Raw genomic sequence first — 26603 nt, forward strand, 5'->3', positions numbered from 1 at the left:
TCATGTTCAACAAAATCTTAGTGGTTTGCGTGGGGAACATTTGCCGTTCCCCAACGGCAGAACGCCTGCTCAAACAGTATCACCCGCAGATTACGGTGGAATCCGCCGGTCTGGGGGCGCTGGTGGGAAAAGGGGCTGACGCGGCAGCGATGAGTGTCGCCGCGGGCCATCAGCTTTCTCTGGAAGGACACTGCGCACGGCAGGTTACCGGACGGCTGTGCCGGGACTATGACCTGATCCTGGCGATGGAAAAAAGGCATATCGCCTCTCTGCACGAACTGGCGCCCGAGATGCGTGGCAAGGTCATGCTCTTCGGTCACTGGGACAACGAGCGCGAAATTCCCGACCCTTATCGCAAAAGCCGCGAGGCGTTTGAAGCGGTGTACGCATTACTTGAACGGTCTGCTCGCCAGTGGGCGCAGGCATTGAACGCAGAGCAGGTAAAATAATGACAGAAAAAGTAAAACAGTCTGCCGCTCCGGTAACGGGCAACGATGAGATCGATATCGGTCGCCTGGTGGGAACCGTCATTGAAGCACGCTGGTGGGTGCTGGGCATTACGGCGGTCTTTGCGCTCTGCGCGGTGATTTACACGCTCTTTGCCACGCCTATCTACAGTGCGGATGCGCTGGTCCAGATTGAACAAAACACTGGCAACTCGCTGGTGCAGGATATCGGCTCTGCGCTATCCAATAAACCGCCCGCCTCCGAAGCGGAAATTCAGCTGATCCAGTCGCGTCTGGTATTAGGCAAAACGGTGGACGATCTGGATCTGGATATTTCGGTCACAAAGAACACTTTCCCACTGTTTGGCGCAGGCTGGGAACGGCTGATGGGACGCCAGAATGAATCGGCGAAAGTGACCACCTTTACGCTGCCGAAAGGGATGAACGAGCAGATCTTCACTCTTAAGGTGCTGAACGATAAACGCTATGAGCTTAGCAGCGACGGCGGTTTCAGCGCGCGCGGTGAACTCGGTCAGCCCCTGAGTAAAGACGGCGTTACCATGGTGGTCAGTGAAATTCATGCCCGCCCGGATACCGAATTTACCGTCACCAAATTCTCTACTTTGGGGATGATTAATAATCTGCAAAACAACCTGACAGTGACGGAAAACGGCAAGGATACCGGGGTGCTGAGTCTGAGTTTTACCGGTGAAGACCGCAATCAGATCCGCGACATTCTCAACAGCATTACCCGCAACTACCTGGAACAGAACGTTGAGCGTAAATCGGAAGAGGCGGCGAAAAGCCTGACCTTCCTGGCGAAACAGTTGCCGGAGGTGCGAAATCGTCTGGACGTGGCGGAAAACAAACTCAATGCCTTCCGCCAGGATAAAGATTCCGTCGACTTACCGCTGGAAGCCAAAGCGGTGCTGGACTCGATGGTGAATATCGATGCGCAGCTCAACGAACTGACTTTCAAAGAAGCGGAAATTTCCAAGCTCTTCACCAAAGCACACCCGGCGTACCGCACGTTGCTGGAAAAACGTCAGGCGCTGGAAGATGAAAAAGCCAAACTGAACGGTCGCGTGACGGCGATGCCGAAAACGCAACAGGAGATTGTGCGTCTGACGCGTGACGTTGAGTCTGGTCAGCAGGTCTACATGCAGTTGCTGAACAAACAGCAGGAGCTGAAGATAACCGAGGCCAGCACCGTGGGTGACGTGCGGATCGTTGACCCGGCGATAGCCCAGCCCGGCGTACTGAAGCCAAAGAAAGCGTTGATTATTCTCGGCAGCATTATTCTCGGGCTGATGCTCTCTATTGTTGGCGTGCTACTGCGTTCACTGCTCAACCGCGGTATCGAAAGCCCGCAGGTGCTGGAAGAGAATGGCATCAGTGTGTACGCCAGTATTCCGCTGTCGGAATGGCAGAAATCGCGCGATAACGTCAAAACGGTGAAGGGTGTCAAACGTTATAAACAGAGCCAACTGTTGGCGGTGGGCAACCCGACCGATCTGGCGATCGAAGCGGTACGCAGCCTGCGTACCAGCCTCCATTTCGCCATGATGCAGGCGCAAAATAATGTATTGATGCTTACCGGGGTCAGTCCGTCCATCGGGAAAACCTTTGTCTGTGCCAACCTTGCGGCAGTGATCAGCCAGACCAACAAGCGTGTGCTGCTGATCGACTGCGACATGCGTAAAGGCTATACCCACGAATTGCTCGGCACCAACAACGTCAATGGCCTGTCTGAGATTCTGGCCGGCAAAGGAGATATTGCTTCCTGCGCAAAACCCACTTCCATTGCCAATTTTGACCTCGTTCCACGGGGGCAGGTGCCGCCAAATCCGTCTGAACTGCTCATGAGCGAGCGCTTAGGCGAGCTGTTGCGTTGGGCGAGTAGCCACTACGACCTGGTGCTGATCGATACACCGCCAATCCTGGCCGTCACCGACGCCGCGATTGTTGGACGCCATGCGGGTACGACGCTGATGGTCGCCCGCTATGCGGTCAATACCCTGAAAGAGGTGGAAACCAGCCTGGGTCGCTTTGAGCAAAATGGCATTCAGGTGAAAGGGGTGATCCTTAACTCCATCTTCCGTCGCGCCACCGGGTATCAGGATTACGGGTACTACGAGTACGAATACAAGTCAGACTCAAAATAAAAAATCGTGAATGGCCTGCTAATTGAGTAGGCCTGATAAGCAAAGCGTCATCAGGCATCGCTGCCGGATGACGGCGTAAACGCCTTATCCGGCCTACACGTTCGGCCATCCGGCAAGACTTCCTGGGAAATAAATATGAAGACAGACAATCCATTGATTTCCATTTATATGCCGACCTGGAACCGGCAGCAGCTCGCCATTCGGGCGATTAAATCGGTACTGCGTCAGGACTATCCCCACTGGGAGATGATCATCGTTGATGATTGCTCCTCTTCCTATGAACAGCTCCAACAGTTTGTTGAGGGATTAAACGACCCGCGCGTGCGCTACACCCATAATGAGATCAACTCTGGTGCTTGCGCCGTGCGCAATCAGGCCATCATGCAGGCGCAAGGGCATTACATCACCGGCATTGATGATGATGATGAGTGGACGCCAAACCGCCTGAGCGTATTCCTTGCGCACAAGCATCAACTGGTGACCCACGCGTTTTTGTACGCCAATGATTATGTCTGCGAAGGTGAAGTCTATTCGCAACCGGCGAGCCTGCCGCTGTATCCGAAATCCCCTTACTCGCGTCATCTGTTCTACAAGCGCAACATCATTGGTAATCAGGTTTTTACCTGGGCGTGGCGTTTCAAAGAGTGCCTGTTCGATACCGAACTGAAAGCCGCGCAGGATTACGACATCTTTCTGCGAATGGTGGTGGAGTATGGCGAACCGTGGAAGGTAGAGGAGGCGACGCAGATCCTACACATTAATCACGGTGAAATGCAGATTACCTCGTCGCCGAAGAAATTCTCCGGCTACTTCCATTTTTACCGCAAGCACAAAGACAAATTCGACCGCGCCAGCAAGAAATATCAGCTGTTTACGCTCTATCAGATCCGCAATAAGCGCATGACCTGGCGCACGCTGCTGACGCTGTTTTCACTGCGCAACGGCAAGCGTCTGGCAGACGGGCTGCGAGGACGTTAATCATGCTGGAAGATATCCGCGCAAACAGCTGGAGTCTGCGCCCGTGCTGCATGGTGCTGGCCTATCGGATGGCCCATTTCTGCTCCGTCTGGCGTAAAAAAAACGTGCTGAACAATCTGTGGGCCGCGCCGATGCTGGTGCTGTATCGGCTCATTACCGAATGCCTGTTTGGCTATGAAATTCAGGCGGCGGCCACCATCGGACGACGCTTCACCATTCATCACGGTTACGCCGTGGTGATCAACAAAAACGTGGTGGCCGGGGATGATTTCACTCTGCGTCATGGCGTCACTATCGGCAATCGTGGAGCAGACAGCCTGGCCTGTCCGGTGATTGGCAACGGCGTGGAGTTGGGGGCCAACGTGGTCCTGCTGGGTGACATCCGCATCGGTAATAACGTGACCATTGGCGCAGGCAGCGTGGTGCTCGACAGCATCCCGGACAATGCGCTGGTGGTGGGGGAGAAGGCCCGGGTTAAGGTAATAAAATGAACATTCTGCAATTTAATGTGCGACTGGCGGAAGGCGGTGCGGCTGGAGTGGCATTAGATCTGCATCAGCGCGCGCTGCAAAAAGGGCTGGCTTCGCAATTTATCTACGGCTACGGCAAAGGTGGGAAGAAGAGCGTCAGCCATAACCACTATTCCCACGTCATCAAACAAACGCCCCGTTTGACGTCGGTAGCCAATATCGCCCTGTTTCGTCTGTTCAATCGCGATCTGTTTGGCAATCTGAATAATCTCTACCGTACCGTGACCCGCACACCGGGTCCGCTGGTGCTGCACTTTCACGTTCTGCACAGCTACTGGTTGAATCTGGCTGATGTGGTGACGTTCTGCGAAAAAGTGAAAAACCACAAGCCGGACGTCACGCTGGTCTGGACGCTACACGATCACTGGAGTGTGACCGGGCGCTGCGCCTTTACCGACGGCTGTGAGGGGTGGAAATCCGGCTGTCAGAAATGCCCGACGCTGAATAATTACCCGCCGGTGAACGTTGACCGTGCGCATGAGCTGGTTGACGGAAAACGCCAACTTTTCCGCCAGATGCTGGCGCTGGGCTGCCAGTTTATCTCTCCGAGTCAACACGTTGCCGACGCCTTTAACAGTCTGTACGGCGCGGGTCGCTGCCGCATTATCAACAACGGTATTGATGTGGCGACCGAAGCGATTCTGGCGGAGCTGTCCCCGGTCAATGAGACCCAGGGGAAACCGAAAATTGCCATTGTCGCTCATGACCTGCGCTACGACGGTAAAACCAATCAGCGGCTGGTGCGCGACATAATGGCATTGGGCGATAAGGTTGAGCTGCATACCTTTGGCAAGTTCTCGCCGTTTGACGGGGCGAACGTGGTGAATCACGGTTTTGAAACCGACAAGCGCAAGCTGATGAGCGCGCTCAACCAGATGGATGCGCTGGTGTTCAGCTCCCGCGTGGACAATTACCCGCTGATTCTGTGCGAAGCGTTGTCGATCGGCGTACCGGTGATCGCCACCCACAGCGACGCGGCGCAGGAAGTGCTGCACAAGTCGGGCGGAAAAACCTTTGCCGCCGAAGAGGTGCTACAGCTGGTGCAGATGAGTAAAGCCGGGATCGCGCAGACCGTTTTTGGCACCTCGCTCAGCGCGTTTCGCGAGCGCAGTCGTGCGGCATACAGTGGTCAACAGATGCTGGAGGAATATGTCTCGTTCTATCAGAATCTGTAGCTATCTGCTGCTGCCGCTGATCTACCTGCTGGTCAACGTCAAAATTGCTCAACTGGGCGAAAGCTTCCCTATCACCATTGTCACTTTTTTACCTGTTTTATTGCTGCTGTTCGTTGAACGAATCAGCATTAAAAAGCTGATGATTGCGTTAGGAATTGGGGCAGGGCTTACCGCATTTAACTATATGTTCGGTCAGTCGCTGGACGCCAGCAAGTATGTCACGTCGACAATGCTGTTTGTCTATATTGTGATCATAGTTGGTATGGTCTGGAGCATTCGCTTCAAAACCATTTCCCCGCATAACTACCGCAAGATCCTGCGTTTTTTCTATCTGGTCGTCGCGCTGGTGGTAATGCTGGCCGCGGCAGAAATGGCGCAAATTATCCTGACCGGGGGCAGCAGCCTGATGGAAGGAATTTCGAAGTATCTTATTTACAGTAATAGCTATGTACTGAACTTTATTAAATTTGGCGGCAAGCGAACGACCGCGCTCTATTTCGAACCGGCATTTTTTGCTCTGGCGTTAATCTCAATTTGGCTCAGTATCAAACAGTTTGGTATCAAAACGCCTAAAACCGATGCTATGATTCTGGCAGGGATAATATTATCAGGATCGTTTTCAGGGGTAATGACATTTATCCTGTTCTACCTGCTGGAATGGGCGTTTCAGTATCTGAATAAGGATGCGATAAAGAAAAAATTACCGCTGGCGATAATCTCATTAGCCGTGTTTTTAGTAGGGGTGATATTCGCATTCCCTTATATCTCTACACGTCTGGGAGATTTAGGTACGGAAGGTTCATCCTCTTATTATCGCATCGTGGGCCCGTTAGTGATGGTCGGTTATTCTTTGACCCATATTGATGGCGTAGTCAGATTTGGCTCACTTTATGAATATGTCGCATCATTCGGAATCTTTAACGGTGCGGATGTCGGGAAAACAATAGACAATGGTTTGTATCTGCTGATTATTTATTTTTCCTGGTTCGCGGTGTTAATGACGCTGTGGTACATGTGGAAAATTTTTAAAATGACGCTAAACGCATTTGGCGATAATCGGAATTTTCGGGTGCAGCTTTATCTTTTTACACCGGTGTCGCTGTTTTTTACCGGTTCGATATTTAGCCCGGAATATGCTTTTTTAATTGTTTGTCCGTTTATTTTGCGCAAAGCGCTGAATATTACAAAAGTATGATGAGGTTAATCCTATGCTGCTAAGTATTATCACCGTTGCATTTCGCAATCTGGACGGCATCGTCAAAACCCATGCGTCACTGGCGCATCTGGCGAAAGCGAGCGACATCCCCTTTGAGTGGATCGTGGTGGATGGCGGCTCAAAAGATGGTACAGAGGAATTTCTGGAAAACCTCTGTGGTAACTATCATTTACGCTTTGTCAGCGAACCGGATAACGGCATCTATGATGCGATGAACAAGGGGATTGAGATGGCGCGCGGGAAATTCGCGCTGTTTCTCAACTCCGGTGATATTTTCCATTCCGACGCCGCCAGGTTTGTCCGCCAGTTACAGACACAAAAAGATGACGTGATGATTACCGGCGACGCGCTGCTTGATTTTGGCGATGGTCGGAAAACAAAACGCAGTGCGAAACCCGGTTGGTATATATATCACAGCCTGCCGGCAAGTCATCAGGCCATTTTTTTTCCGGTGGCGGGACTGAAAGTCTGGCGCTATGACCTGCAATATAAAGTGTCATCGGATTATGCGCTGGCCGCCAGATTGTATAAAGAAGGCTATGACTTTAAAAAGCTGGACGGACTGGTGTCTGAATTTTCAATGGGCGGTGTGTCAACAACGAATAATCTGGAATTATGCGAAGACGCCAAAAAAGTGCAGCGCCAGATATTACGTGTGCCGGGATTTTGGGCTGAATTATCGAAGTTATTACGTTTACGTACCACGGGTAAAACGAAAGCCTTATATAACAAAGTTTAAAATATAAGGATGTAATATGCAGGATTTAAGTCGTTTCTCCGTACCGAAAGGATTTCGGGGCGGTAATGCAATCAAAGTCCAGGTATGGTGGGCGGTACAGGCAACATTATTTTCCTGGTCGCCGCAGGTATTGTACCGCTGGCGCGCTTTTTTGCTTCGTCTGTTTGGCGCAAAAATAGGAAAAAACGTAGTGATTCGACCGTCAGTGAAAATTACCTATCCATGGAAATTAACCATTGGTGATTATGCCTGGGTAGGGGATGACGTCAATTTATATACGCTCGGCGATATTACGATTGGCGCCCATGCGGTGGTTTCGCAGAAAAGTTATTTGTGTACCGGCAGTCACGATCACGCAAGTGCGCATTTTGATATTAATGCCACCCCGATTGTGATTGGCGAGAAATGCTGGCTGGCAACCGATGTGTTTGTGGCGCCAGGCGTCACGATAGGCGATGGCACCGTCGTCGGTGCGCGCAGCAGTGTTTTTAAATCGCTACCGGCAAATATGATTTGCCGTGGCAATCCCGCAGTAGTAATACGCGAACGCGTTACAACGTTACACCCTAATGGGATCAATTAAGAGGTAATAAAATGTCAAAAGTCGCTCTCATCACCGGTGTAACCGGGCAGGACGGTTCTTACCTGGCAGAACTTCTGCTGGAAAAAGGTTATGAAGTTCACGGTATTAAGCGTCGCGCTTCTTCATTTAACACCGAGCGTGTGGATCATATCTATCAGGATCCTCATGCGAGCAACCCGAAATTCCATCTGCACTACGGTGACCTGACGGATTCCTCTAACCTCACGCGTATCCTGCAAGAAGTACAGCCGGATGAGGTCTACAACCTGGGCGCCATGAGCCACGTGGCGGTCTCTTTCGAATCGCCGGAATATACGGCCGATGTTGATGCGATGGGGACGCTGCGCCTGCTGGAAGCCATTCGTTTCCTCGGTCTGGAAAAGAAAACCCGCTTCTATCAGGCGTCGACCTCTGAACTGTACGGTCTGGTGCAGGAAATCCCGCAGAAAGAGACCACGCCGTTCTACCCGCGCTCGCCGTATGCGGTCGCTAAACTTTACGCCTACTGGATAACCGTTAACTACCGTGAATCTTACGGTATCTACGCCTGCAACGGCATCCTGTTTAACCACGAATCGCCGCGTCGTGGCGAAACCTTCGTCACCCGTAAAATCACCCGCGCGATTGCCAATATCGCTCAGGGTCTCGAGTCCTGCCTGTACCTCGGCAACATGGATTCCCTGCGTGACTGGGGCCATGCGAAAGACTACGTCAAAATGCAGTGGATGATGCTGCAACAGGAACAACCGGAAGACTTCGTGATCGCCACCGGCGTGCAGTACTCCGTGCGCCAGTTCGTCGAAATGGCGGCGGCTCAACTGGGGATCAAACTGCGCTTTGAAGGGGAAGGCGTGGAAGAGAAAGGAATTGTGGTTTCTGTTACCGGTCATGACGCGCCAGGCGTGAAGCCGGGTGACATCATGGTTGCCGTTGATCCGCGCTACTTCCGTCCGGCGGAAGTAGAAACCCTGCTGGGCGACCCAACCAAAGCACATGAGAAGCTGGGCTGGAAGCCGGAAATTACGTTGCAGGAGATGGTCAGCGAAATGGTTGCCAAAGATCTGGAAGCCGCGAAGAAACACTCCCTACTGAAATCTCACGGCTACGAGGTTGCCATCGCGCTGGAGTCCTGAGAATGAGCAAACAACGTATCTTTATTGCCGGTCATCGCGGAATGGTGGGTTCCGCGATTGCCCGCCAGCTTGAACAGCGCGGTGATGTGGAACTGGTGTTGCGCACCCGCGATGAACTGAATCTGCTGGACAGCCGTGCGGTGCAGGATTTCTTTGCCACAGAACGGATCGACCAGGTTTATCTGGCTGCGGCAAAGGTGGGCGGTATTGTCGCCAACAACACGTATCCGGCAGATTTCATCTTTGAAAATATGATGATGGAAAGCAACATCATTCACGCCGCGCATCTGCATAACGTGAATAAGCTGCTGTTTCTCGGCTCTTCCTGTATCTATCCCAAACTGGCGAAACAGCCAATGGCGGAGAGTGAACTGTTGCAGGGCACGCTTGAGCCGACCAATGAGCCGTATGCGATTGCCAAGATTGCCGGCATTAAGCTGTGCGAGTCTTATAACCGCCAGTATGGACGCGACTATCGTTCCGTAATGCCGACCAACCTGTATGGCCCGCATGACAACTTCCACCCGAGCAACTCGCACGTGATCCCGGCCCTGCTGCGTCGTTTCCATGAAGCGACTGCACAGAATGCGCCGGACGTGGTGGTATGGGGCAGCGGGACGCCGATGCGTGAATTCCTGCACGTCGACGATATGGCTGCGGCCAGCATCCACGTGATGGAGCTGGACAGCGAAGTCTGGCAGGAGAATACCCAGCCGATGCTGTCACACATTAACGTCGGCACGGGCGTGGATTGCACCATTCGCGAACTGGCGCAAACCATCGCTAAGGTCGTGGGCTACAAAGGCCGCGTGGTGTTTGACGCCACGAAGCCGGACGGCACGCCGCGTAAATTACTGGATGTGACGCGTCTGCATCAGTTGGGCTGGTATCACGAGATCCCACTGGAAGCTGGCCTTGCCAGTACTTACGAGTGGTTCCTTGAGAATCAACATCGCTTCCGGGGGTAAACATGTTTTTACGTCAGGAAGATTTTGCCACCGTCGTGCGTTCCACGCCGCTTATCTCCATCGATTTGATTGTGGAAAATGCGCACGGGGAATTTCTGTTGGGTAAACGACTGAACCGACCGGCGCAGGGCTATTGGTTTGTGCCCGGCGGGCGGGTGCAAAAAGATGAGCCGCTGAGTGCGGCCTTCGAACGCCTGACCGAAGCCGAACTGGGGCAACGTTTACCGCTGTCCGCCGGGGAATTTTATGGCGTCTGGCAGCATTTTTATGACGACAACTTTTCCGGGGAAGACTTCTCGACGCATTACATCGTGCTCGCTTTCCGTTTGCGGGTGCAGGAGAGCAATTTGCCTCTGCCTGACGCACAGCACAACGCCTATCGCTGGCTAAAGCCTGCGGCGTTGCTGGCGAGCGACAATGTCCATGACAACAGCCGGGCGTATTTTTTGCCGGAATGTCAGGCTAAGGCGCCGGGATTATGAAAATCCTCGTTTATGGCATCAACTACTCGCCAGAACTGACCGGCATCGGCAAATACACCGGTGAGATGGTGGAGTGGATGGCGCGTGAAGGCCATGAAGTGCGGGTGATCACCGCGCCGCCGTACTACCCACAGTGGAAAGTGGGTGAGCGTTACTCGGCCTGGCGCTATCGCCGGGAAGAGGGCGACGCCACCGTCTGGCGCTGCCCGCTGTATGTGCCAAAGCAGCCGTCAACACTGAAACGATTACTGCATCTGGGCAGCTTTGCTCTCAGCAGCTTTTTTCCGCTGATGGCACAGCGGCGCTGGAAGCCGGATCGCATTATTGGCGTGGTACCCACGCTGTTTTGTTCGCCGGGGATGCGCCTGCTGGCAAAACTCTCCGGCGCCCGCACCTTGCTGCACATTCAGGATTACGAAGTCGATGCGATGCTGGGCCTCGGTCTGGCAGGCAACGGTAAAGCCGGCAAAGTGGCGCAACTGGCGACCGCTTTCGAACGCAGCGGCCTGCATAACGTCGACAATGTTTCCACCATCTCCCGCTCAATGATGAATAAAGCGCAGGAGAAAGGGGTGGCGGCAGAGAAGGTGATTTTTTTCCCCAACTGGTCAGAAGTCGCCCGTTTTCAAAATGTTAACGATGAAGAGGTCACTACTCTTCGCCAGCAGCTTGGATTGCCGGATGACAAAAAAATCATTCTTTACTCCGGCAATATCGGCGAGAAGCAGGGGCTGGAAAACGTGATTGCGGCAGCGGAACAACTGCGTGAACAGCCGCTGATTTTCGTCATCGTCGGTCAGGGGGGCGGCAAAGCGCGCCTGGAAAAAATGGCCCGCGAGCGCGGTTTGTATAACGTTTTGTTTTTCCCGCTACAGCCTTACGAGGCACTGCCAGCACTATTGAAGATGGGCGATTGCCATCTGGTGGTACAAAAACGCGGCGCGGCGGATGCCGTTTTGCCCTCCAAACTGACCAATATTCTGGCGGTGGGCGGCAATGCGGTGATTACTGCTGAACCTGAGACAGAACTGGGCCAGCTCTGCGAGAGCTACCCGGACATCGCCGTTTGCGTAGAGCCGGAATCTGTCGACGCGCTGGTGGCAGGGATCGTCCAGGCGCTCGCTATGCCAAAAAACAACACGGTGGCACGTGAATATGCCGAACGCACGCTCGATAAAGAGAACGTGTTACGTCAATTTATTACTGATATTCGGGATTAAATTATGAGTCAGACGAAACTCTATCCAGTCGTGATGGCTGGTGGCTCCGGTAGCCGGCTATGGCCGCTTTCCCGCGTACTTTATCCTAAGCAGTTCCTGTGCCTGAAAGGCGATCTCACCATGCTGCAAACGACCATCTGTCGTCTGAATGGCGTGGAGTGTGAAAGTCCGGTGGTGATCTGCAACGAGCAGCACCGTTTTATCGTCGCTGAGCAACTGCGCCAGCTCAACAAACTCACTGAGAACATTATTCTCGAACCCGCGGGACGCAATACCGCACCCGCAATTGCCTTAGCGGCGCTGGCGGCAAGACGTCACAGTCCGGACAGCGATCCCCTGATGCTGGTACTGGCCGCTGACCACGTGATTGCTAACGAAGACGCCTTTCGTGATGCGGTGCGAAACGCAATGCCGTACGCCGAAGCCGGAAAGCTGGTCACGTTTGGTATCGTTCCGGATCTGCCGGAAACCGGCTACGGCTATATCCGTCGCGGCGATGTTACGCCCGGTGAGAAAGATGCCGTGGCGTTTGACGTTGCGCAGTTTGTGGAAAAACCGAATCTGGAAACCGCTCAGGCTTATGTCGCCAGCGGTGATTATTACTGGAACAGCGGGATGTTCCTGTTCCGCGCCGGACGCTATCTGGAAGAGCTGAAAAAATACCGTCCCGATATCCTGGAAGCCTGCGAAAACGCGATGAGCGCGGTCGATCCGGATCTCGATTTCATCCGCGTGGATGAAGCTTCATTCCTCGCCTGCCCGGAAGAATCTGTCGATTACGCGGTGATGGAGCGCACGGCGGATGCGGTGGTCATGCCGATGGACGCGGGCTGGAGCGATGTCGGTTCCTGGTCCTCACTGTGGGAAATCAGCGCCCATACCGCCGAGGGAAATGTCCACCACGGCGATGTCATCAGCCATAAAACTGAGAACAGTTACGTCTATGCTGAGTCGGGTCTGGTGACCACCGTCGGTGTCAAAGATCTGGTGGTCGTGCAAACCAAAGATGCAGTGCTGATCGCCGATCGTAATGCGGTGCAGGACGTGAAAAAAGTGGTTGAACAGATCAAAGCCGATGGCCGCCACGAGCACCATATTCACCGTGAAGTGTACCGCCCGTGGGGTAAATATGACTCTATCGACGCCGGTGACCGCTATCAGGTGAAACGTATCACCGTGAAACCGGGGGAAGGGCTGTCGGTGCAGATGCACCATCACCGCGCTGAACACTGGGTGGTGGTGGCCGGTACAGCCAAAGTCACCATTGACGGTGATATCAAACTGCTCGGTGAAAACGAGTCTGTCTACATTCCGCTGGGGGCGACCCACTGTCTGGAAAACCCCGGAAAAATTCCACTCGATCTGATCGAAGTGCGCTCGGGTTCTTACCTCGAAGAGGATGACGTGGTGCGGTTTAAGGATCGCTACGGCCGGGTGTAACGCCTTTATTGCGCCCGGTGGCGCTGCGCTTACCGGGCCTGCGATTCTGTAGGTCGGATAAGCGAAGCGCCATCCGACAACGATAAAAAAACAATTTTGGCCATTTACGGGTCAGGGCTAACTGTTGCCTGAAAAAGGGTAAAAACATGACGAAATTAACCTGTTTCAAAGCCTACGACATTCGCGGCAGGCTGGGCGAAGAGCTGAACGAAGAGATTGCGTGGCGGATTGGCCGCGCGTACGGCGAGTTTCTCAAGCCGAAAACTATTGTGCTGGGCGGCGACGTGCGTCTCACCAGCGAGGCGCTGAAACGGGCGCTGGCGAAAGGGTTGCAGGACGCAGGCGTTGACGTGCTGGATATCGGCCTGTCGGGGACCGAAGAGATCTATTTCGCCACCTTCCACCTCGGCGTGGATGGCGGGATTGAAGTGACCGCCAGCCATAACCCGATGGACTACAACGGGATGAAACTGGTGCGCGAAGGTGCGCGCCCGATCAGCGGCGATACCGGTCTGCGCGACGTGCAGCGTCTGGCGGAAGCCAACGACTTCCCGCCCGTAAACGACGCACAGCGCGGGAGTTATCAACAGATAACCCTGCGTGACGCCTATATTGACCACCTGCTCGGCTACATCAACGTTAAAAATCTCACGCCGCTGAAGCTGGTGATTAACTCCGGCAACGGTGCGGCAGGCCCGGTGGTGGACGCCATCGAAGCGCGCTTTAAGGTGCAGGGCGTGCCGGTGGAATTTATCAAAGTGCATAACGTGCCAGACGGCAATTTCCCGAACGGTATTCCTAACCCGTTGCTGCCGGAATGTCGTGCCGACACCCGTAATGCGGTGATTGAACACGGTGCCGATATGGGGATCGCGTTTGACGGCGATTTCGACCGCTGCTTCCTGTTCGACGAGAAAGGCCAGTTTATCGAAGGTTACTACATCGTCGGCCTGCTGGCGGAAGCGTTTCTCGAAAAGCACCCGGGCTCCAGAATCATCCATGACCCGCGTCTGTCCTGGAACACGGTGGATGTGGTGAAAGCCGCGGGCGGCACGCCGGTGATGTCGAAAACCGGGCATGCCTTCATCAAGGAACGGATGCGTCGCGAAGACGCCATCTACGGCGGGGAAATGAGCGCTCACCACTACTTCCGGGATTTTGCTTATTGCGACAGCGGGATGATCCCGTGGCTGCTGGTGGCGGAACTGGTGTGTCTGAAGGGCCAGTCGTTGGGTGAACTGGTGCGTGACCGGATGGCAGCGTTCCCGGCGAGCGGCGAAATCAACAGCACGCTGGACGAACCGGCGGCAGCGATTTCACGGGTGGAACAGCACTTCGCCAGCGAGGCGCTGGCGGTGGACAGAACAGACGGCATCAGCATGTCGTTCGTCGACTGGCGCTTTAACCTGCGCGCTTCCAACACCGAACCGGTGGTGCGCCTGAACGTGGAGTCACGCGGTGATATCCCGCTGATGGAAGCGCGAACGCGCACTCTGCTGACGCTGCTGAATCAGTAAGATCAGATCTTCCCTTACCCGCTGGCGGGTAAGGGGCTAATAACAGGAACAACGATGACAAATCTAAAAAAGCGCGAACGGGCCAAAACCAATGCATCGTTAATCTCTATGGTGCAACGCTTTTCAGATATCACCATCATGTTTGGCGGGCTGTGGGTTGTCTGCGAAGTCAGTGGACTACCTTTCCTGTATATGCACCTGTTGGTGGCGCTGATCACGTTGGTTGTTTTTCAGATGTTGGGCGGCATAACCGATTTCTATCGCTCATGGCGCGGCGTCAAAATTTTTACTGAACTGACCCTCTTGCTACAAAACTGGACGCTGAGTCTCGTCTTTAGCGCCGGTCTGGTCGCGTTTAATGCCGATTTTGATAACCGTCTCGCTATCTGGCTGGCGTGGTATCTGCTGACCAGCGTCGGGCTTGTCTTATGCCGATCGTTTATCCGCTATGGAGCAGGCTGGCTGCGTCATCGTGGCTATAACAAGCGCCGGGTGGCCGTCGCGGGCGATCTGCCTGCCGGACAGTCGCTGCTAGACAGCTTTCGTAATGAACCATGGCTGGGCTTTGAGGTGGTCGGCGTCTATCACGACCCGAAACCGGGTGGCGTCACATCAGACTGGGCAGGGAACTTAGAACAACTGGTGGAAGATGCTAAGGCGTCGCGCATTCATAACGTCTATATCGCCATGTCGATGTGTGACGGCGAGCGGGTGAAAAAACTGGTGCGTGAACTGGCGGATACCACCTGTTCAGTGATCCTCATTCCGGACGTGTTTACCTTTAACATTCTGCATTCCCGTATCGAAGAAGTGAGCGGTGTACCGGTGGTGCCGCTGTATGACACACCGCTGTCGGGCATTAATCGTCTGCTTAAGCGTGCGGAAGATATTGTACTGGCATCGCTGATCCTGCTGCTCATCTCCCCGGTGCTGTGCTGCATTGCGCTGGCGGTGAAGCTGAGTTCGCCAGGGCCAATTATCTTCCGTCAGACGCGTTATGGTATGGACGGTAAACCGATCAACGTGTGGAAGTTCCGCTCGATGAAGGTAATGGAGAACGACAAGGTGGTTACGCAGGCGACGCAAAACGATCCGCGCGTCACCCGAGTGGGGAACTTCCTGCGTCGTACCTCGCTGGATGAATTACCGCAGTTTATCAATGTGCTGACCGGCGGAATGTCCATCGTCGGGCCGCGCCCGCATGCGGTGGCGCATAACGAACAGTATCGTCAATTGATTGAAGGCTACATGCTGCGACATAAAGTCAAGCCGGGGATCACCGGTTGGGCGCAAATCAACGGCTGGCGCGGCGAGACCGATACGCTGGAGAAAATGGAAAAACGCGTGGAGTACGATCTCGAGTACATCCGCGAGTGGAGCGTATGGTTCGACATCAAGATCGTTTTTCTGACGGTGTTCAAGGGCTTTGTCAACAAAGCGGCGTACTGAGGAACGGTCATGAGCTTACGTGAAAAAACCATCAGCGGCGCGAAATGGTCGGCTATCGCCACGGTGATCATCATCAGCCTTGGACTGATTCAGATGACGGTGCTGGCACGGATCGTCGATAACCACCAGTTTGGCCTGCTGACCGTGTCGCTGGTGATTATTGCCCTGGCCGATACGCTGTCTGACTTTGGTATCGCCAACTCCATTATTCAGCGCAAGGAGATAAGCCACCTTGAACTGACCACGCTGTACTGGCTGAACGTTGGGCTGGGGATTGTTGTCTGTGTGGCGGTCTTCCTGCTTAGTGATGTGATTGGCAATGTGCTGCATAACCCGGATCTGGCGCCGTTGATTAAAACGCTGTCGCTGGCGTTCGTGGTGATCCCGCACGGACAGCAGTTTCGCGCCCTGATGCAGAAAGAACTGGAGTTCAACAAGATTGGGATGATTGAAACCAGCGCCGTACTGGCGGGCTTTACGTTTACCGTCGTTAGCGCCCATTTCTGGCCGCTGGCCATGACCGCCATTCTCGGTTACCTGGTAAATAGCGCGGTGCGCACGCTGTTGTTTGGCTATTTTGGTCGCAAGATCTATCGTCCTGGCCTGCACTTTTCGCTGGCATCCGTTTCGTCGAATTTACGCTTTGGCGCGTGGCTGACGGCGGACAGCATCATCAACTACGTCAATACCAACCTTTCCACGCTGGTGCTGGCGCGTATTCTCGGGGCCGGCGTCGCTGGGGGATATAACCTGGCGTACAACGTGGCGGTGGTGCCGCCGATGAAGCTCAACCCGATCATTACTCGCGTGCTGTTTCCTGCATTCGCCAAAATTCAGGACGACACACAGAAGCTCCGGGTGAACTTTTACAAGCTGCTTTCCGTGGTGGGGATCATTAACTTCCCGGCGCTGCTCGGCCTGATGGTGGTTGCCAATAACGTCGTGCCGCTGGTCTTTGGCGAGAAGTGGAACAGCATCATTCCTGTGCTGCAACTGCTGTGCGTGGTGGGGCTGCTGCGCTCGGTCGGCAATCCGATTGGCTCGCTGTTGATGGCGAAAGCGCGCGTGGACATCAGCTTTAAATTCAATGTGTTTAAAACGTTCCTGTTCATCCCGGCGATTATTGTTGGCGGGCATCTGGCGGGCGCAATCGGCGTGACGCTGGGCTTCCTGTTGGTGCAAATCATCAACACCATTCTGAGCTACTTCGTGATGATCAAACCGGTTCTGGGTTCCAGCTATCGTCAGTACATTCTGAGCCTGTGGCTGCCGTTCTATCTTTCGCTGCCAACGCTGGCGGTGAGTTATGGGCTGGGTATTGCGCTACAGGGGCATTTGTCACTGGGCGTGCTGTTGGCGACACAGATCACTGCCGGTGTCCTGGCGTTCGCGGTGATGATCGTGCTCTCGCGCCACCCGCTGGTTGTAGAGATGAAGCGCCAGTTTTGTCGCAGTGAAAAAATGAAAACCTTGCTTCGTGCAGGATAAGTTTTGCCGGATGGCGACGTTCACACGTCTTATCCGGCCTACGAAGTTAATGACCTGTAGGCCGGATAAGACGATAGCCGCCATCCGGCAACGATTTTAAGAGGGTGAAATGAAATTATTGATTCTGGGCAACCATACCTGCGGCAACCGTGGTGATAGCGCGATTTTACGCGGCCTGCTGGACGCCATTCACCGCCTCGAACCTGACGCGGAAGTGGACGTCATGAGCCGCTATCCGGTGAGTTCTTCCTGGCTTTTGAATCGTCCGGTGATGGGCGATCCGCTTTTTTTACAGATGAAACAACATAACAGCGCGGCAGGCGTGGTGGGGCGGGTGAAAAAAGTCCTCCGCCGCCGCTACCAGCACCAGGTGCTGCTTTCCCGCGTGACCGATACCGGCAAGCTGCGAAATATCGCGATTGCGCAGGGGTTTACCGACTTCGTGCGTCTGCTCTCGGGCTATGACGCCATCATTCAGGTGGGCGGTTCGTTCTTCGTCGATCTGTACGGTGTGCCACAGTTTGAGCACGCGCTGTGTACCTTTATGGCGAAAAAACCGCTGTACATGGTGGGTCACAGCGTCGGCCCGTTCCAGGATCCACAATTTAATCAACTGGCCAATTATGTTTTCGGTCATTGTGATGCGCTGATCCTGCGCGAATCCGTCAGTCTGGATCTACTGAAACGCAGTGAAATCACCACCGAAAAAGTTGAGCACGGTGTGGATACCGCGTGGCTGGTGGATCATCATGATGCGGATTTTGCCCCGGGCTATGCCGTTCAGCACTGGCTGACGGTGGCGGCACGGCAGAAAACGGTGGCGATCACCCTGCGTGAACTGGCGCCGTTTGATAAACGTCTGGGCACTACGCAGCAGGCTTATGAGAAGGCCTTTGCCGGCGTGGTCAACCGCATTCTGGATGAGGGGTATCAGGTTATCGCACTGTCTACCTGTACCGGCATTGACAGCTATAACAAAGACGATCGCATGGTGGCGCTGAATCTGCGCCAGTACGTCAGCGATCCGACGCGTTATCACGTGGTGATGGATGAACTCAATGACCTGGAGATGGGCAAGATCCTCGGCGCATGCGACCTGACGGTTGGCACACGCCTGCATTCCGCCATTATCTCAATGAACTTCGCGACCCCTGCGATTGCCATTAACTACGAGCACAAATCGGCGGGCATCATGCAGCAACTGGGGATGCCGGAGATGGCGATAGATATCCGTCATCTGCTGGATGGGACTCTGCAAGCGATGGTGGCCGATACGTTGGGGCAATTACCGCAGATTAATGAGCGCCTTGCACAGGCCGTTCGTCGCGAACGCGAGCAGGGATACCGCATGGTGGAATCGGTATTAGCGCGCATCGGGGAGGGGAAATGAAGGTCAGCTTCTTTTTACTGAAATTTCCGCTGTCGTCGGAAACCTTCGTTCTCAATCAAATTACCGCATTTATCGATATGGGCTTCGACGTTGAGATCGTCGCCCTGCAAAAAGGTGACACGCAAAATACGCACGCCGCCTGGGAAAAATATGGCCTGGCGTCCAGAACGCGCTGGTTGCAGGATGAACCGCAGGGACGCCTGGCGAAACTGCGCTCTCGGGCAATAAAAACGCTGCCAGGATTGCACCGGGCGGCAACGTGGAGATCCCTCAATTTCACCCGCTATGGCGATGAGTCACGCAATCTGATCCTCTCGTCGATCTGTGCGCAGGTGAGTAAACCGCTGCGTGCGGATGTCTTTATCGCTCATTTTGGTCCGGCAGGCGTGACGGCGGCGAAACTGCGCGAGCTGGGGGTTATTCAGGGCAAAATTGCGACGATTTTCCACGGCATCGATATTTCCAGTCGGGACGTCCTCAATCATTACACGCCGGAATACCAGCAACTGTTCCGCCGTGGTGACCTGATGCTGCCGATTAGCGATCTCTGGGCTGGACGGCTGAGAAGCATGGGGTGTCCGCCGGAGAAGATTGCCGTCTCGCGAATGGGCGTCGATATGACGCGTTTTACACACCGGCCAGTGAAAGTACCCGGTACGCCATTGGAGATTATCTCCGTTGCTCGACTGACTGAGAAAAAAGGCCTGCATGTGGCGATAGAGGCCTGCCGCCAGTTGAAGGAACAGGGCGTGGCGTTTCGTTATCGCATTCTGGGCATGGGGCCGTGGGAGCGACGATTGCGCACGCTTATTGAACAGTATCAGCTTGACGATGTGATTGATATGCCGGGTTTTAAGCCCAGCCATGAAGTGAAAACGATGCTGGATAACGCGGATGTCTTTCTTCTGCCGTCGATTACCGGCGCGGATGGCGACATGGAAGGGATCCCGGTGGCGCTGATGGAAGCGATGGCGGTGGGGATCCCGGTGGTTTCTACCGTTCATAGCGGGATCCCGGAACTGGTGGATGCAGGAAAATCCGGTTGGCTGGTGCCGGAAAACGATGCCAGGGCGCTGGCGCAACAGCTCGTCTCGTTCAGCCAGATCGACCACAGCACGCTGGAACCTGTCATTCAGCGTGCGCGTGAAAAAGTTGAACATGATTTTAATCAGCAGGTGATCAATCGTCAGTTGGCCAGCCTGCTGCAAACGATGTAAACCGAGGTTGTATGCCAGAGAAAACCCTCTCCCGACGTACCTTCCTGACGGCAAGCTCCGCGCTTGCCGTATTTCCTGTCCTCCATTCTCCCTTTGCCCAGGCCATTGCGTCCCGTAAAACCGTCAATATCCAGGATTATGATGCGAAAGACTGGATTGCCTCGTTTAAGAAGGCTTTCAGCGACGCAGAGACCGTCGTTGTGCCGGCCGGTCTGGTATGTGAGAACATCAATACCGGTATTGTTATCCCGCAGGGCAAAACGCTGCGTGTGCTGGGCCGCCTGAGCGGCAACGGGCGTGGCCGCTTTGTGCTCCAGGATGCCTGTCAGGTGACTGGCGAGAAGGGCGGCAGCCTGCACAATATCACGCTGGATGTCCGTGGTTCCGACTGCGCAATTACCGGTCTTACGATGAGCGGTTTTGGGCCGGTGACACAAATTTATATCGGTGGAAAAAAGCCGCGGGTGATGCGCAATCTGGTTATCGATAATCTCACCGTGACCCAGGCCAACTACGCGATACTGCGCCAGGGGTTCCACAATCAGGTCGACGGCGCGCGTATTACCCACTGTCGTTTCAGCGATTTACAGGGGGACGCCATCGAATGGAACGTTGCCATTAACGATCGCAATATCCTGATTTCCGACCACGTTATTGAACGGATCAACTGTACCAACGGCAAGATTAACTGGGGGATAGGCATTGGGCTCGCGGGGAGCACTTACGACAACACCTATCCCGAACAGCAGACGGTCAAAAACTTTGTCGTCGCTAACATCACCGGTTCAGATTGTCGGCAACTGGTGCATGTCGAAAACGGCAAACATTTTGTGATTCGCAATGTTAAGGCAAAGAACATCACCCCGGATTTCAGCAAGAAGGCGGGCATCGACAATGCGACGGTCGCCATTTACGGCTGCGATAATTTCGTGATCGATAATATCGACATGGCCAACAGTGCCGGGATGCTCATTGGCTATGGTGTGGTCAAAGGGAAATATCTCTCCATCCCACAAAATTTCAAACTCAACAATATCTCTCTCGATAACACGCAGCTTGAGTATAAATTGCGCGGCATTCAAATTTCGTCGGGTAATGCGACCTCTTTCGTTGCACTGACCAACATCGGGATGAAGCGGGCGACACTGGAGTTGCATAATCAGCCCCAGCATCTCTTTCTGCGCAATATCAGGGTGATGCAGGAGTCGTCAACCGGCCCGGCGCTGAAGATGCACTTTGACCTGCGTAAAGATGTGCGCGGTAAGTTCATGGCGAAAGAGGACACGCTGCTGTCGCTGGCAAACGTACACGCGGTGAATGAGAACGGGCAAAGCTCAGTGGATATCGACCGCATAAACCACCATGTGGTGAATGTCGATGCGATCAACTTCCGGTTACCGGAGGGGAGGGGGTGAATTTGCGACCATTCCTGGCAAAACCGGTCCATACTTAAGATTATGGCTACTGCAATCTGTCACCGACCGGCGTAGCATCATAACCAAAGCAGCGATGATTTCTTCTGACTAATTCATGCTGGCTAAAATGAGTCAAAAGACTATAATTCAGCAACCATTTTACAGGTGGATGAAATAATGAGTAATTTGAAAGCAGTTATACCGGTAGCGGGTCTGGGTATGCACATGTTGCCTGCCACCAAGGCAATTCCCAAAGAGATGCTACCGATCGTCGACAAGCCAATGATTCAATACATCGTTGACGAAATTGTAGCTGCCGGTATTAAAGAGATTCTTCTGGTGACTCACGCGTCTAAAAACGCTGTTGAGAACCACTTCGACACCTCCTATGAGCTGGAGTCACTCCTTGAGCAGCGCGTGAAGCGTCAGTTGCTGGCGGAAGTGCAGTCGATTTGTCCTCCGGGCGTGACCATCATGAACGTGCGACAGGCGCAGCCGCTGGGGCTGGGTCACTCCATCCTTTGCGCGCGTCCGGTGATTGGCGATAATCCTTTTGTGGTCGTACTGCCTGATATCGTTATTGATAGCGCCAGTGCCGATCCGCTGCGTTACAACCTTGCCGCGATGGTTGCGCGTTTTGAAGAGACAGGGCGTAGCCAGGTCCTGGCGAAACGTATGCCGGGTGACCTTTCCGAGTACTCTGTCATCCAGACGAAAGATCCACTGGATAATGAAGGCAAGGTAAGCCGCATCATCGAATTTATTGAGAAACCGGATCAGCCGCAGACGCTGGATTCTGATCTCATGGCGGTAGGGCGTTATGTCCTCTCCGCGGATATCTGGGCCGAACTGGAAAGAACCGAACCGGGTGCCTGGGGCCGTATCCAGTTGACCGATGCGATTGCAGAACTGGCGAAAAAACAGTCTGTTGACGCCATGTTGATGACCGGCGATAGCTATGACTGCGGTAAAAAATTGGGCTACATGCAGGCGTTTGTGAAGTACGGACTGCGTAACCTGAAAGAAGGGCCGAAGTTCCGCAAAAGCATTGAGAAGTTGCTTAGCGAGTAAGTTTAAAAAATAGACGCCCCGACGGGCGTAATAACAAATAACGGTAGTCAACATTCGACGCGGTGATGCAGATATGCCCGGAATGTTGCTACCGTTTTTTCATTCTAAAAAAAACTCATCATTTCATTGAGTTAACTACAAAATTTAGCACTGCTTTTTATAATATTTCTTCTTGTTTCTGACATCAATTGGTAAGACAATTAGCGTTTGAGTTTAGAGGCTTTGCGGCAGAGAAGCGGAGCTTAACACGTCTGTGAGAGTACGCAGTGCACTGGTAGCTGTAAAGCCAGGGGCGGTAGCGTGTCTGTTAGAAATAATACAACTAAATTAGCTACTTTCGATTCGCACACACATCATATTGAGTTCTTAATGATAAAGTCAGCGGTAAAAATCCTTTCTCAGTCTCTGGTCAGACTGTTTTGTTCAATTGTGTCTCTAAAAGTTATAGCATTTTACGCCGGTCCTGCTGGAATGTTGATGTATGGGCAATTGCAGTCGTTCATGCAAATATCAAGTACTGTCGTATCTTCTGTAACATCTACAGGTGTTGTTAAATATACAGCTTCAAAAGAATATAGCGAAAAAGAGATCTTAACAACCGCATTTTATATGTCGCTGCTATATTCTCTTATACTGTTTTTTGTTTTTTGGGGAGCATCGTATTTTTTTGTCGATTCACTCATTGATAAAAAATGGATTTACATATTCTTAATAATACCAATATCGTCTTTTTTCTATTCCGTTACTAATTTGATTTTATCATTATTCAATGGCCGAACCAATTATACTCAGTATCTTTATTATTCTATATGCAATACAGTGTTGGTTTTTATTGCGACGGTCGCACTAGCATACATTTTTTCACTCAACGGTGTTATGCTAAGTATTGTCCTGGCCCCTGTGGTGGCCTTTTTTTTATGTGTGCCATTTCTTGGTTTATTTAAAATTGACTCTTTCCTGTTTCTAGGAGAGGGAAATCGTAATCTGGCAAGATTGCTTTCTCAATATTCTTTAATGGCACTAACTTCAGCAATTCTTGTATATGGTGTGCAAATATATTTACGCCATCTTATCAGCATTGAAGTTAATGATTCAAGTGCAGGTATATGGTTTTCTGCTACAAAACTGTCTGAAGTATACATGGGGATAATTAGTCTTCTTTTTTCAACATTAATTGTACCTCGTTATTCGGGGGCCAACGGTCAAAAGCAAATTAGCAAGGAAGTCAGCCTCTGCTTAAAAATTGCATTACCACTAGTCACTTCAATGATATTGGCTGTTTATCTACTGGCACCACTTGTAATTAACATAATATATGGTGAATCCTTCGCTGAAGCCGCAAGTATACTAAGAGTCTATGTTGTTGGAGATGCCCTGAAAGTTCTCACATGGGTTTATCTCTATGTGGCCTTAACTAAGAAAAGAACAGCAATATACATCGTATACGAAACGCTTAGTTCAATATTATATTTGATCTCATGCTCCTATTTCCTTTTGGCAAAAGGAATGCAATATATGGCCTATGGGTATTTAATCCAGGGCGTTGTATCTTTAATTATCATCTCAATTTGGTTTTATAACGGCAAAGAAAAAAAGAATCATGGTCATATATAATGTTATGTATATATTTCTTTGGGGGATGGCAGTTTTATCGTACTCTAAAGATGTTAGAATAAATAAAATATTTTCTGTTCAGGTTTTGATTCTCTTATTATTTACTGCTCTTAGGTTTCAGACTGGTTATGATTGGCCCGTTTACCAGAGTTATTATAATTCACCAGAAAGTTCAGCTATTTCGTTCGAGATTGGTTTTGTAACTCTGGTGTATTTATTCAATTTTCTCGGTTTAAATTTTAATGCTTTTGTGTTTTTTGTGAGCGTTGTTCAGGTAATATTAATTGCAAAAGTGGTCAAGTATTTTTTTCCGAGACAATGTGTACTAATTTTAGCAATAATGTTCTCATTGGCTGATTTTTATCTGATCCCTATGTTTGCATTAATGCGGCAGGGATTAGCGGTAAGTATATTTTTGTATGGCCTGATGCTTTATGATAAGGGATGTTTTACAAAAGCAAAAATATTATTTGTTGTAAGTGTTCTTTTTCACATGTCTTCTATTATTATTATCGCCAGCACTTATCTGATCATTAAAATAAAATTTAGTAAAAAAACACTGTTAGCTATTTTTGTATTGTCTCTACTGGCATACCTGTTTGCATTTGATTTGATAGGTTATATTATTTCACTTATTCTTCCATATATTGGTCAGAAATATGAAATGTATATGCAGAGAGACACATATAATGCATCCGGATTTTATCGAGTTGCATTTTCAATGGTGTCAGTGTTTGCATGTTTTCTAGTATATAAATATGGTAGTCTGAATTCACTTGTATTGAAAAATAATAATATTTTAAAGTATGCTCTGTTAGCAGTAATATTTCCGCTTCTGTTCTACGCATATCCTACTATATCAACGCGATATCAATATTTTTATGCAATATTCATGATTGGTTTAGGTTTGACTTTATTAGACTATGTTAAGTCTAACAATTTATTAATAGTTATACTAATGATGGCATTATTGTTTTACGTACCATTTTATCGTTTTTTGACAAATCCACTCTCTATAGTATTTGTACCCTATCAAAATATGATTACATATGACGAATCCAATTCAACAGGCACGGCACGGACTGATGAACTGATGTCTCAACTTTACCAACTTTGGAACAAATAATAGTTTTATTATGAAAAATATCGTATTAATGACAACCAAATATAATGATAATAAAAAAGATGCATGGCTGACAAATGAACTAGCATATTCAATCAGAGACAGTGGCCATAATATGACTGTTGTGGTTTTTTCATGGATGCCTAATGATCCTGAGACTAGTGTCTCTAATATTGATGGAGTACAAGTTGTCAGGCTTAAGTTGCCAAAATGGATATACAAAAAAAATATTATTAATACCGCTCTTAAGATATTTGCATTTCCATTTATGGCGAGAAGTTTTATAAAGAAAAATGTCAAAGAATGTGATTTGCTAATCGCAAATACACCGTGTGTGACAATTCTGGGGTTGTCCGGTCTTTTTAAAAGACGGTATAATGCCTATACCTACCTTGTCCTATGGGATTTTTTCCCCTTTTATCTAAAAGATTTAGGGTTGATGAGAAATAAGTTTAACTTTAAATTCTTTCATTTCCTGGAAGAATGGATGTATCGGTCATTCGATAAAATTGGATGCATGACGAAGGGCAATGAAGATTTTCTTAAAAATAACTTCAAGACAATAAAAAAAGAAAATATTGAAATATTGCCGCTCTGGGCAAAAACCAAGAAACTGAAAGAAATTGACCGACAGGCTGTTAGAAGTAAATTTAATTTGCCATGTGATGATGTCATCATTATTTATGGTGGAGCCATGTCGGTCGTGCAAGAGTTGGAAAACTATCTTGAACTTGCGAAAAAATTCCAGGGCGGAAATGTCTCTTTTATCATGGTTGGCACTGGTACTGAGAAAGAGAAGTTAAAAGAAATTGCTGAGAAAGACGAAATTAAAAATTTAACATTCATTGATTATGTGCCGAGAGATGAATACGAAGAACTTGTTGGAAGTTGCGATATTGGTTTTATATCCTTATCCCGTAAACTAACTGTACCGAGTTTCCCATCGAAAAGCCTTGATTATTTCAAAGTGGCCATTCCTATTTTGGCTTCATTAGATCCAATTACTGACTTTGGAGATATTCTTGAAAATAGGATTGGCGCAGGATATTCAGTCGTTGCAGGTAATCTGGATGAACTGGAGTCTAAAGCAACTTTGTTAATTAATGATAGTGATCTTAGAGAAAATATGGGTAAGGCCGGTCGAAAATATTATGAAGAGTTTCTTACGGTAGAAAATGCAAAAAATATCATCATGAGCAAAATTTAAATTTTACTAGAAAATTAAATTGATCGAAGAAAGAGAA

The 26603-nt window shown here is 51.0% G+C and carries 23 protein-coding genes; all 23 read left to right on the forward strand.

The window, feature by feature from the left end; genetic code table 11:
- Nucleotides 1-2: 2 nt before the first annotated feature.
- The 23 genes from wzb (at nt 3) to I6L53_RS07940 (ending at nt 26566) form a co-directional block, all read left to right on the forward strand.
- Nucleotides 3-449: a low molecular weight protein-tyrosine-phosphatase Wzb gene (gene wzb / locus I6L53_RS07830; RefSeq protein ID WP_042318063.1), complete on the forward strand. Its 447-nt coding sequence runs from the start codon at nt 3-5 to the stop codon at nt 447-449.
- Nucleotides 449-2611: a tyrosine-protein kinase Wzc gene (gene wzc, locus I6L53_RS07835; protein ID WP_094465579.1), complete on the forward strand. Its 2163-nt coding sequence runs from the start codon at nt 449-451 to the stop codon at nt 2609-2611. Before wzb ends, wzc begins: the two co-directional genes overlap by 1 nt.
- Nucleotides 2612-2746: 135 nt before the next feature.
- On the forward strand, nt 2747-3589 hold the full coding sequence (gene wcaA, locus I6L53_RS07840) for a colanic acid biosynthesis glycosyltransferase WcaA (protein WP_042318081.1): 843 nt from the start codon (nt 2747-2749) through the stop codon (nt 3587-3589).
- Nucleotides 3590-3591: 2 nt separating this feature from the next.
- The gene (wcaB, locus tag I6L53_RS07845) at nt 3592-4080 is read left to right on the forward strand and encodes a colanic acid biosynthesis acetyltransferase WcaB (RefSeq protein WP_042318083.1); all 489 of its coding nucleotides are present in this window, start codon (nt 3592-3594) and stop codon (nt 4078-4080) included.
- Nucleotides 4077-5294 carry a colanic acid biosynthesis glycosyltransferase WcaC gene (gene wcaC, locus I6L53_RS07850; RefSeq protein WP_042318085.1) on the forward strand — a complete coding sequence of 406 codons (1218 nt, stop codon included), beginning with the start codon at nt 4077-4079 and terminating at the stop codon, nt 5292-5294. The genes wcaB and wcaC overlap by 4 nt, the downstream gene beginning before the upstream one ends.
- Nucleotides 5269-6489: a colanic acid polymerase WcaD gene (gene wcaD, locus I6L53_RS07855; protein ID WP_042318087.1), complete on the forward strand. Its 1221-nt coding sequence runs from the start codon at nt 5269-5271 to the stop codon at nt 6487-6489. Before wcaC ends, wcaD begins: the two co-directional genes overlap by 26 nt.
- A 13-nt stretch (nt 6490-6502) precedes the next feature.
- Nucleotides 6503-7249 carry a colanic acid biosynthesis glycosyltransferase WcaE gene (gene wcaE, locus I6L53_RS07860; RefSeq protein WP_042318089.1) on the forward strand — a complete coding sequence of 249 codons (747 nt, stop codon included), beginning with the start codon at nt 6503-6505 and terminating at the stop codon, nt 7247-7249.
- A 16-nt stretch (nt 7250-7265) separates the two neighbouring features.
- On the forward strand, nt 7266-7832 hold the full coding sequence (gene wcaF / locus I6L53_RS07865; protein WP_042318092.1) for a colanic acid biosynthesis acetyltransferase WcaF: 567 nt from the start codon (nt 7266-7268) through the stop codon (nt 7830-7832).
- A gap of 11 nt (nt 7833-7843) precedes the next feature.
- Nucleotides 7844-8965, forward strand: coding sequence for a GDP-mannose 4,6-dehydratase (gene gmd / locus I6L53_RS07870; protein ID WP_042318094.1), 1122 nt, complete (start codon nt 7844-7846; stop codon nt 8963-8965).
- A gap of 2 nt (nt 8966-8967) precedes the next feature.
- Complete coding sequence (fcl, locus tag I6L53_RS07875; RefSeq protein WP_042318096.1) at nt 8968-9933, forward strand: GDP-L-fucose synthase; 966 nt, start codon at nt 8968-8970, stop codon at nt 9931-9933.
- A 2-nt stretch (nt 9934-9935) separates the two neighbouring features.
- The gene (locus I6L53_RS07880; protein WP_042318097.1) at nt 9936-10415 is read left to right on the forward strand and encodes a GDP-mannose mannosyl hydrolase; all 480 of its coding nucleotides are present in this window, start codon (nt 9936-9938) and stop codon (nt 10413-10415) included.
- Nucleotides 10412-11635, forward strand: coding sequence for a colanic acid biosynthesis fucosyltransferase WcaI (gene wcaI / locus I6L53_RS07885; RefSeq protein WP_042318098.1), 1224 nt, complete (start codon nt 10412-10414; stop codon nt 11633-11635). Before I6L53_RS07880 ends, wcaI begins: the two co-directional genes overlap by 4 nt.
- Nucleotides 11636-11638: 3 nt before the next feature.
- A complete protein-coding gene (cpsB, locus tag I6L53_RS07890; protein ID WP_042318099.1) occupies nt 11639-13075 on the forward strand; it encodes a mannose-1-phosphate guanyltransferase in 1437 nt (478 codons plus the stop codon).
- A 146-nt stretch (nt 13076-13221) separates the two neighbouring features.
- Entirely contained in the window at nt 13222-14592 is a 1371-nt protein-coding gene (gene cpsG, locus I6L53_RS07895) for a colanic acid biosynthesis phosphomannomutase CpsG (protein ID WP_042318101.1), read from the forward strand.
- A 54-nt stretch (nt 14593-14646) separates the two neighbouring features.
- Complete coding sequence (wcaJ, locus tag I6L53_RS07900; RefSeq protein WP_042318102.1) at nt 14647-16041, forward strand: undecaprenyl-phosphate glucose phosphotransferase; 1395 nt, start codon at nt 14647-14649, stop codon at nt 16039-16041.
- A gap of 9 nt (nt 16042-16050) precedes the next feature.
- Complete coding sequence (gene wzxC / locus I6L53_RS07905) at nt 16051-17529, forward strand: colanic acid undecaprenyl disphosphate flippase WzxC (RefSeq protein WP_042318104.1); 1479 nt, start codon at nt 16051-16053, stop codon at nt 17527-17529.
- Nucleotides 17530-17638: 109 nt separating this feature from the next.
- Entirely contained in the window at nt 17639-18919 is a 1281-nt protein-coding gene (gene wcaK, locus I6L53_RS07910; RefSeq protein ID WP_042318106.1) for a colanic acid biosynthesis pyruvyl transferase WcaK, read from the forward strand.
- Complete coding sequence (wcaL, locus tag I6L53_RS07915; protein WP_042318109.1) at nt 18916-20136, forward strand: colanic acid biosynthesis glycosyltransferase WcaL; 1221 nt, start codon at nt 18916-18918, stop codon at nt 20134-20136. Before wcaK ends, wcaL begins: the two co-directional genes overlap by 4 nt.
- An 11-nt stretch (nt 20137-20147) precedes the next feature.
- Complete coding sequence (gene wcaM, locus I6L53_RS07920; RefSeq protein WP_042318111.1) at nt 20148-21551, forward strand: colanic acid biosynthesis protein WcaM; 1404 nt, start codon at nt 20148-20150, stop codon at nt 21549-21551.
- Nucleotides 21552-21728: 177 nt separating this feature from the next.
- Nucleotides 21729-22622: a UTP--glucose-1-phosphate uridylyltransferase GalF gene (galF, locus tag I6L53_RS07925; protein ID WP_042318112.1), complete on the forward strand. Its 894-nt coding sequence runs from the start codon at nt 21729-21731 to the stop codon at nt 22620-22622.
- Between the two features lie 300 nt (nt 22623-22922).
- Nucleotides 22923-24236 (forward strand): oligosaccharide flippase family protein, encoded by a 1314-nt coding sequence (locus tag I6L53_RS07930; RefSeq protein ID WP_084196543.1) that lies wholly within the window; start codon nt 22923-22925, stop codon nt 24234-24236.
- On the forward strand, nt 24223-25362 hold the full coding sequence (locus tag I6L53_RS07935) for an EpsG family protein (RefSeq protein WP_042318115.1): 1140 nt from the start codon (nt 24223-24225) through the stop codon (nt 25360-25362). The genes I6L53_RS07930 and I6L53_RS07935 overlap by 14 nt, the downstream gene beginning before the upstream one ends.
- 10 nt (nt 25363-25372) lie before the next feature.
- Entirely contained in the window at nt 25373-26566 is a 1194-nt protein-coding gene (locus I6L53_RS07940; protein ID WP_084196544.1) for a glycosyltransferase family 4 protein, read from the forward strand.
- The last annotated feature ends 37 nt before the right edge of the window (nt 26567-26603 follow it).

This window comes from Citrobacter farmeri (genome assembly GCF_019048065.1).
Lineage (GTDB): Bacteria > Pseudomonadota > Gammaproteobacteria > Enterobacterales > Enterobacteriaceae > Citrobacter_A > Citrobacter_A farmeri.

Bases quoted from the DNA above. Each gene is read 5' to 3' on its own strand.
- wzb (WP_042318063.1), top strand. From the start codon at position 3: ATGTTCAACAAAATCTTAGTGGTTTGCGTGGGGAACATTTGCCGTTCC.
- wzc (WP_094465579.1), top strand. From the start codon at position 449: ATGACAGAAAAAGTAAAACAGTCTGCCGCTCCGGTAACGGGCAACGAT.
- wcaA (WP_042318081.1), top strand. From the start codon at position 2,747: ATGAAGACAGACAATCCATTGATTTCCATTTATATGCCGACCTGGAAC.
- wcaB (WP_042318083.1), top strand. From the start codon at position 3,592: ATGCTGGAAGATATCCGCGCAAACAGCTGGAGTCTGCGCCCGTGCTGC.
- wcaC (WP_042318085.1), top strand. From the start codon at position 4,077: ATGAACATTCTGCAATTTAATGTGCGACTGGCGGAAGGCGGTGCGGCT.
- wcaD (WP_042318087.1), top strand. From the start codon at position 5,269: ATGTCTCGTTCTATCAGAATCTGTAGCTATCTGCTGCTGCCGCTGATC.
- wcaE (WP_042318089.1), top strand. From the start codon at position 6,503: ATGCTGCTAAGTATTATCACCGTTGCATTTCGCAATCTGGACGGCATC.
- wcaF (WP_042318092.1), top strand. From the start codon at position 7,266: ATGCAGGATTTAAGTCGTTTCTCCGTACCGAAAGGATTTCGGGGCGGT.
- gmd (WP_042318094.1), top strand. From the start codon at position 7,844: ATGTCAAAAGTCGCTCTCATCACCGGTGTAACCGGGCAGGACGGTTCT.
- fcl (WP_042318096.1), top strand. From the start codon at position 8,968: ATGAGCAAACAACGTATCTTTATTGCCGGTCATCGCGGAATGGTGGGT.
- I6L53_RS07880 (WP_042318097.1), top strand. From the start codon at position 9,936: ATGTTTTTACGTCAGGAAGATTTTGCCACCGTCGTGCGTTCCACGCCG.
- wcaI (WP_042318098.1), top strand. From the start codon at position 10,412: ATGAAAATCCTCGTTTATGGCATCAACTACTCGCCAGAACTGACCGGC.
- cpsB (WP_042318099.1), top strand. From the start codon at position 11,639: ATGAGTCAGACGAAACTCTATCCAGTCGTGATGGCTGGTGGCTCCGGT.
- cpsG (WP_042318101.1), top strand. From the start codon at position 13,222: ATGACGAAATTAACCTGTTTCAAAGCCTACGACATTCGCGGCAGGCTG.
- wcaJ (WP_042318102.1), top strand. From the start codon at position 14,647: ATGACAAATCTAAAAAAGCGCGAACGGGCCAAAACCAATGCATCGTTA.
- wzxC (WP_042318104.1), top strand. From the start codon at position 16,051: ATGAGCTTACGTGAAAAAACCATCAGCGGCGCGAAATGGTCGGCTATC.
- wcaK (WP_042318106.1), top strand. From the start codon at position 17,639: ATGAAATTATTGATTCTGGGCAACCATACCTGCGGCAACCGTGGTGAT.
- wcaL (WP_042318109.1), top strand. From the start codon at position 18,916: ATGAAGGTCAGCTTCTTTTTACTGAAATTTCCGCTGTCGTCGGAAACC.
- wcaM (WP_042318111.1), top strand. From the start codon at position 20,148: ATGCCAGAGAAAACCCTCTCCCGACGTACCTTCCTGACGGCAAGCTCC.
- galF (WP_042318112.1), top strand. From the start codon at position 21,729: ATGAGTAATTTGAAAGCAGTTATACCGGTAGCGGGTCTGGGTATGCAC.
- I6L53_RS07935 (WP_042318115.1), top strand. From the start codon at position 24,223: ATGGTCATATATAATGTTATGTATATATTTCTTTGGGGGATGGCAGTT.
- I6L53_RS07940 (WP_084196544.1), top strand. From the start codon at position 25,373: ATGAAAAATATCGTATTAATGACAACCAAATATAATGATAATAAAAAA.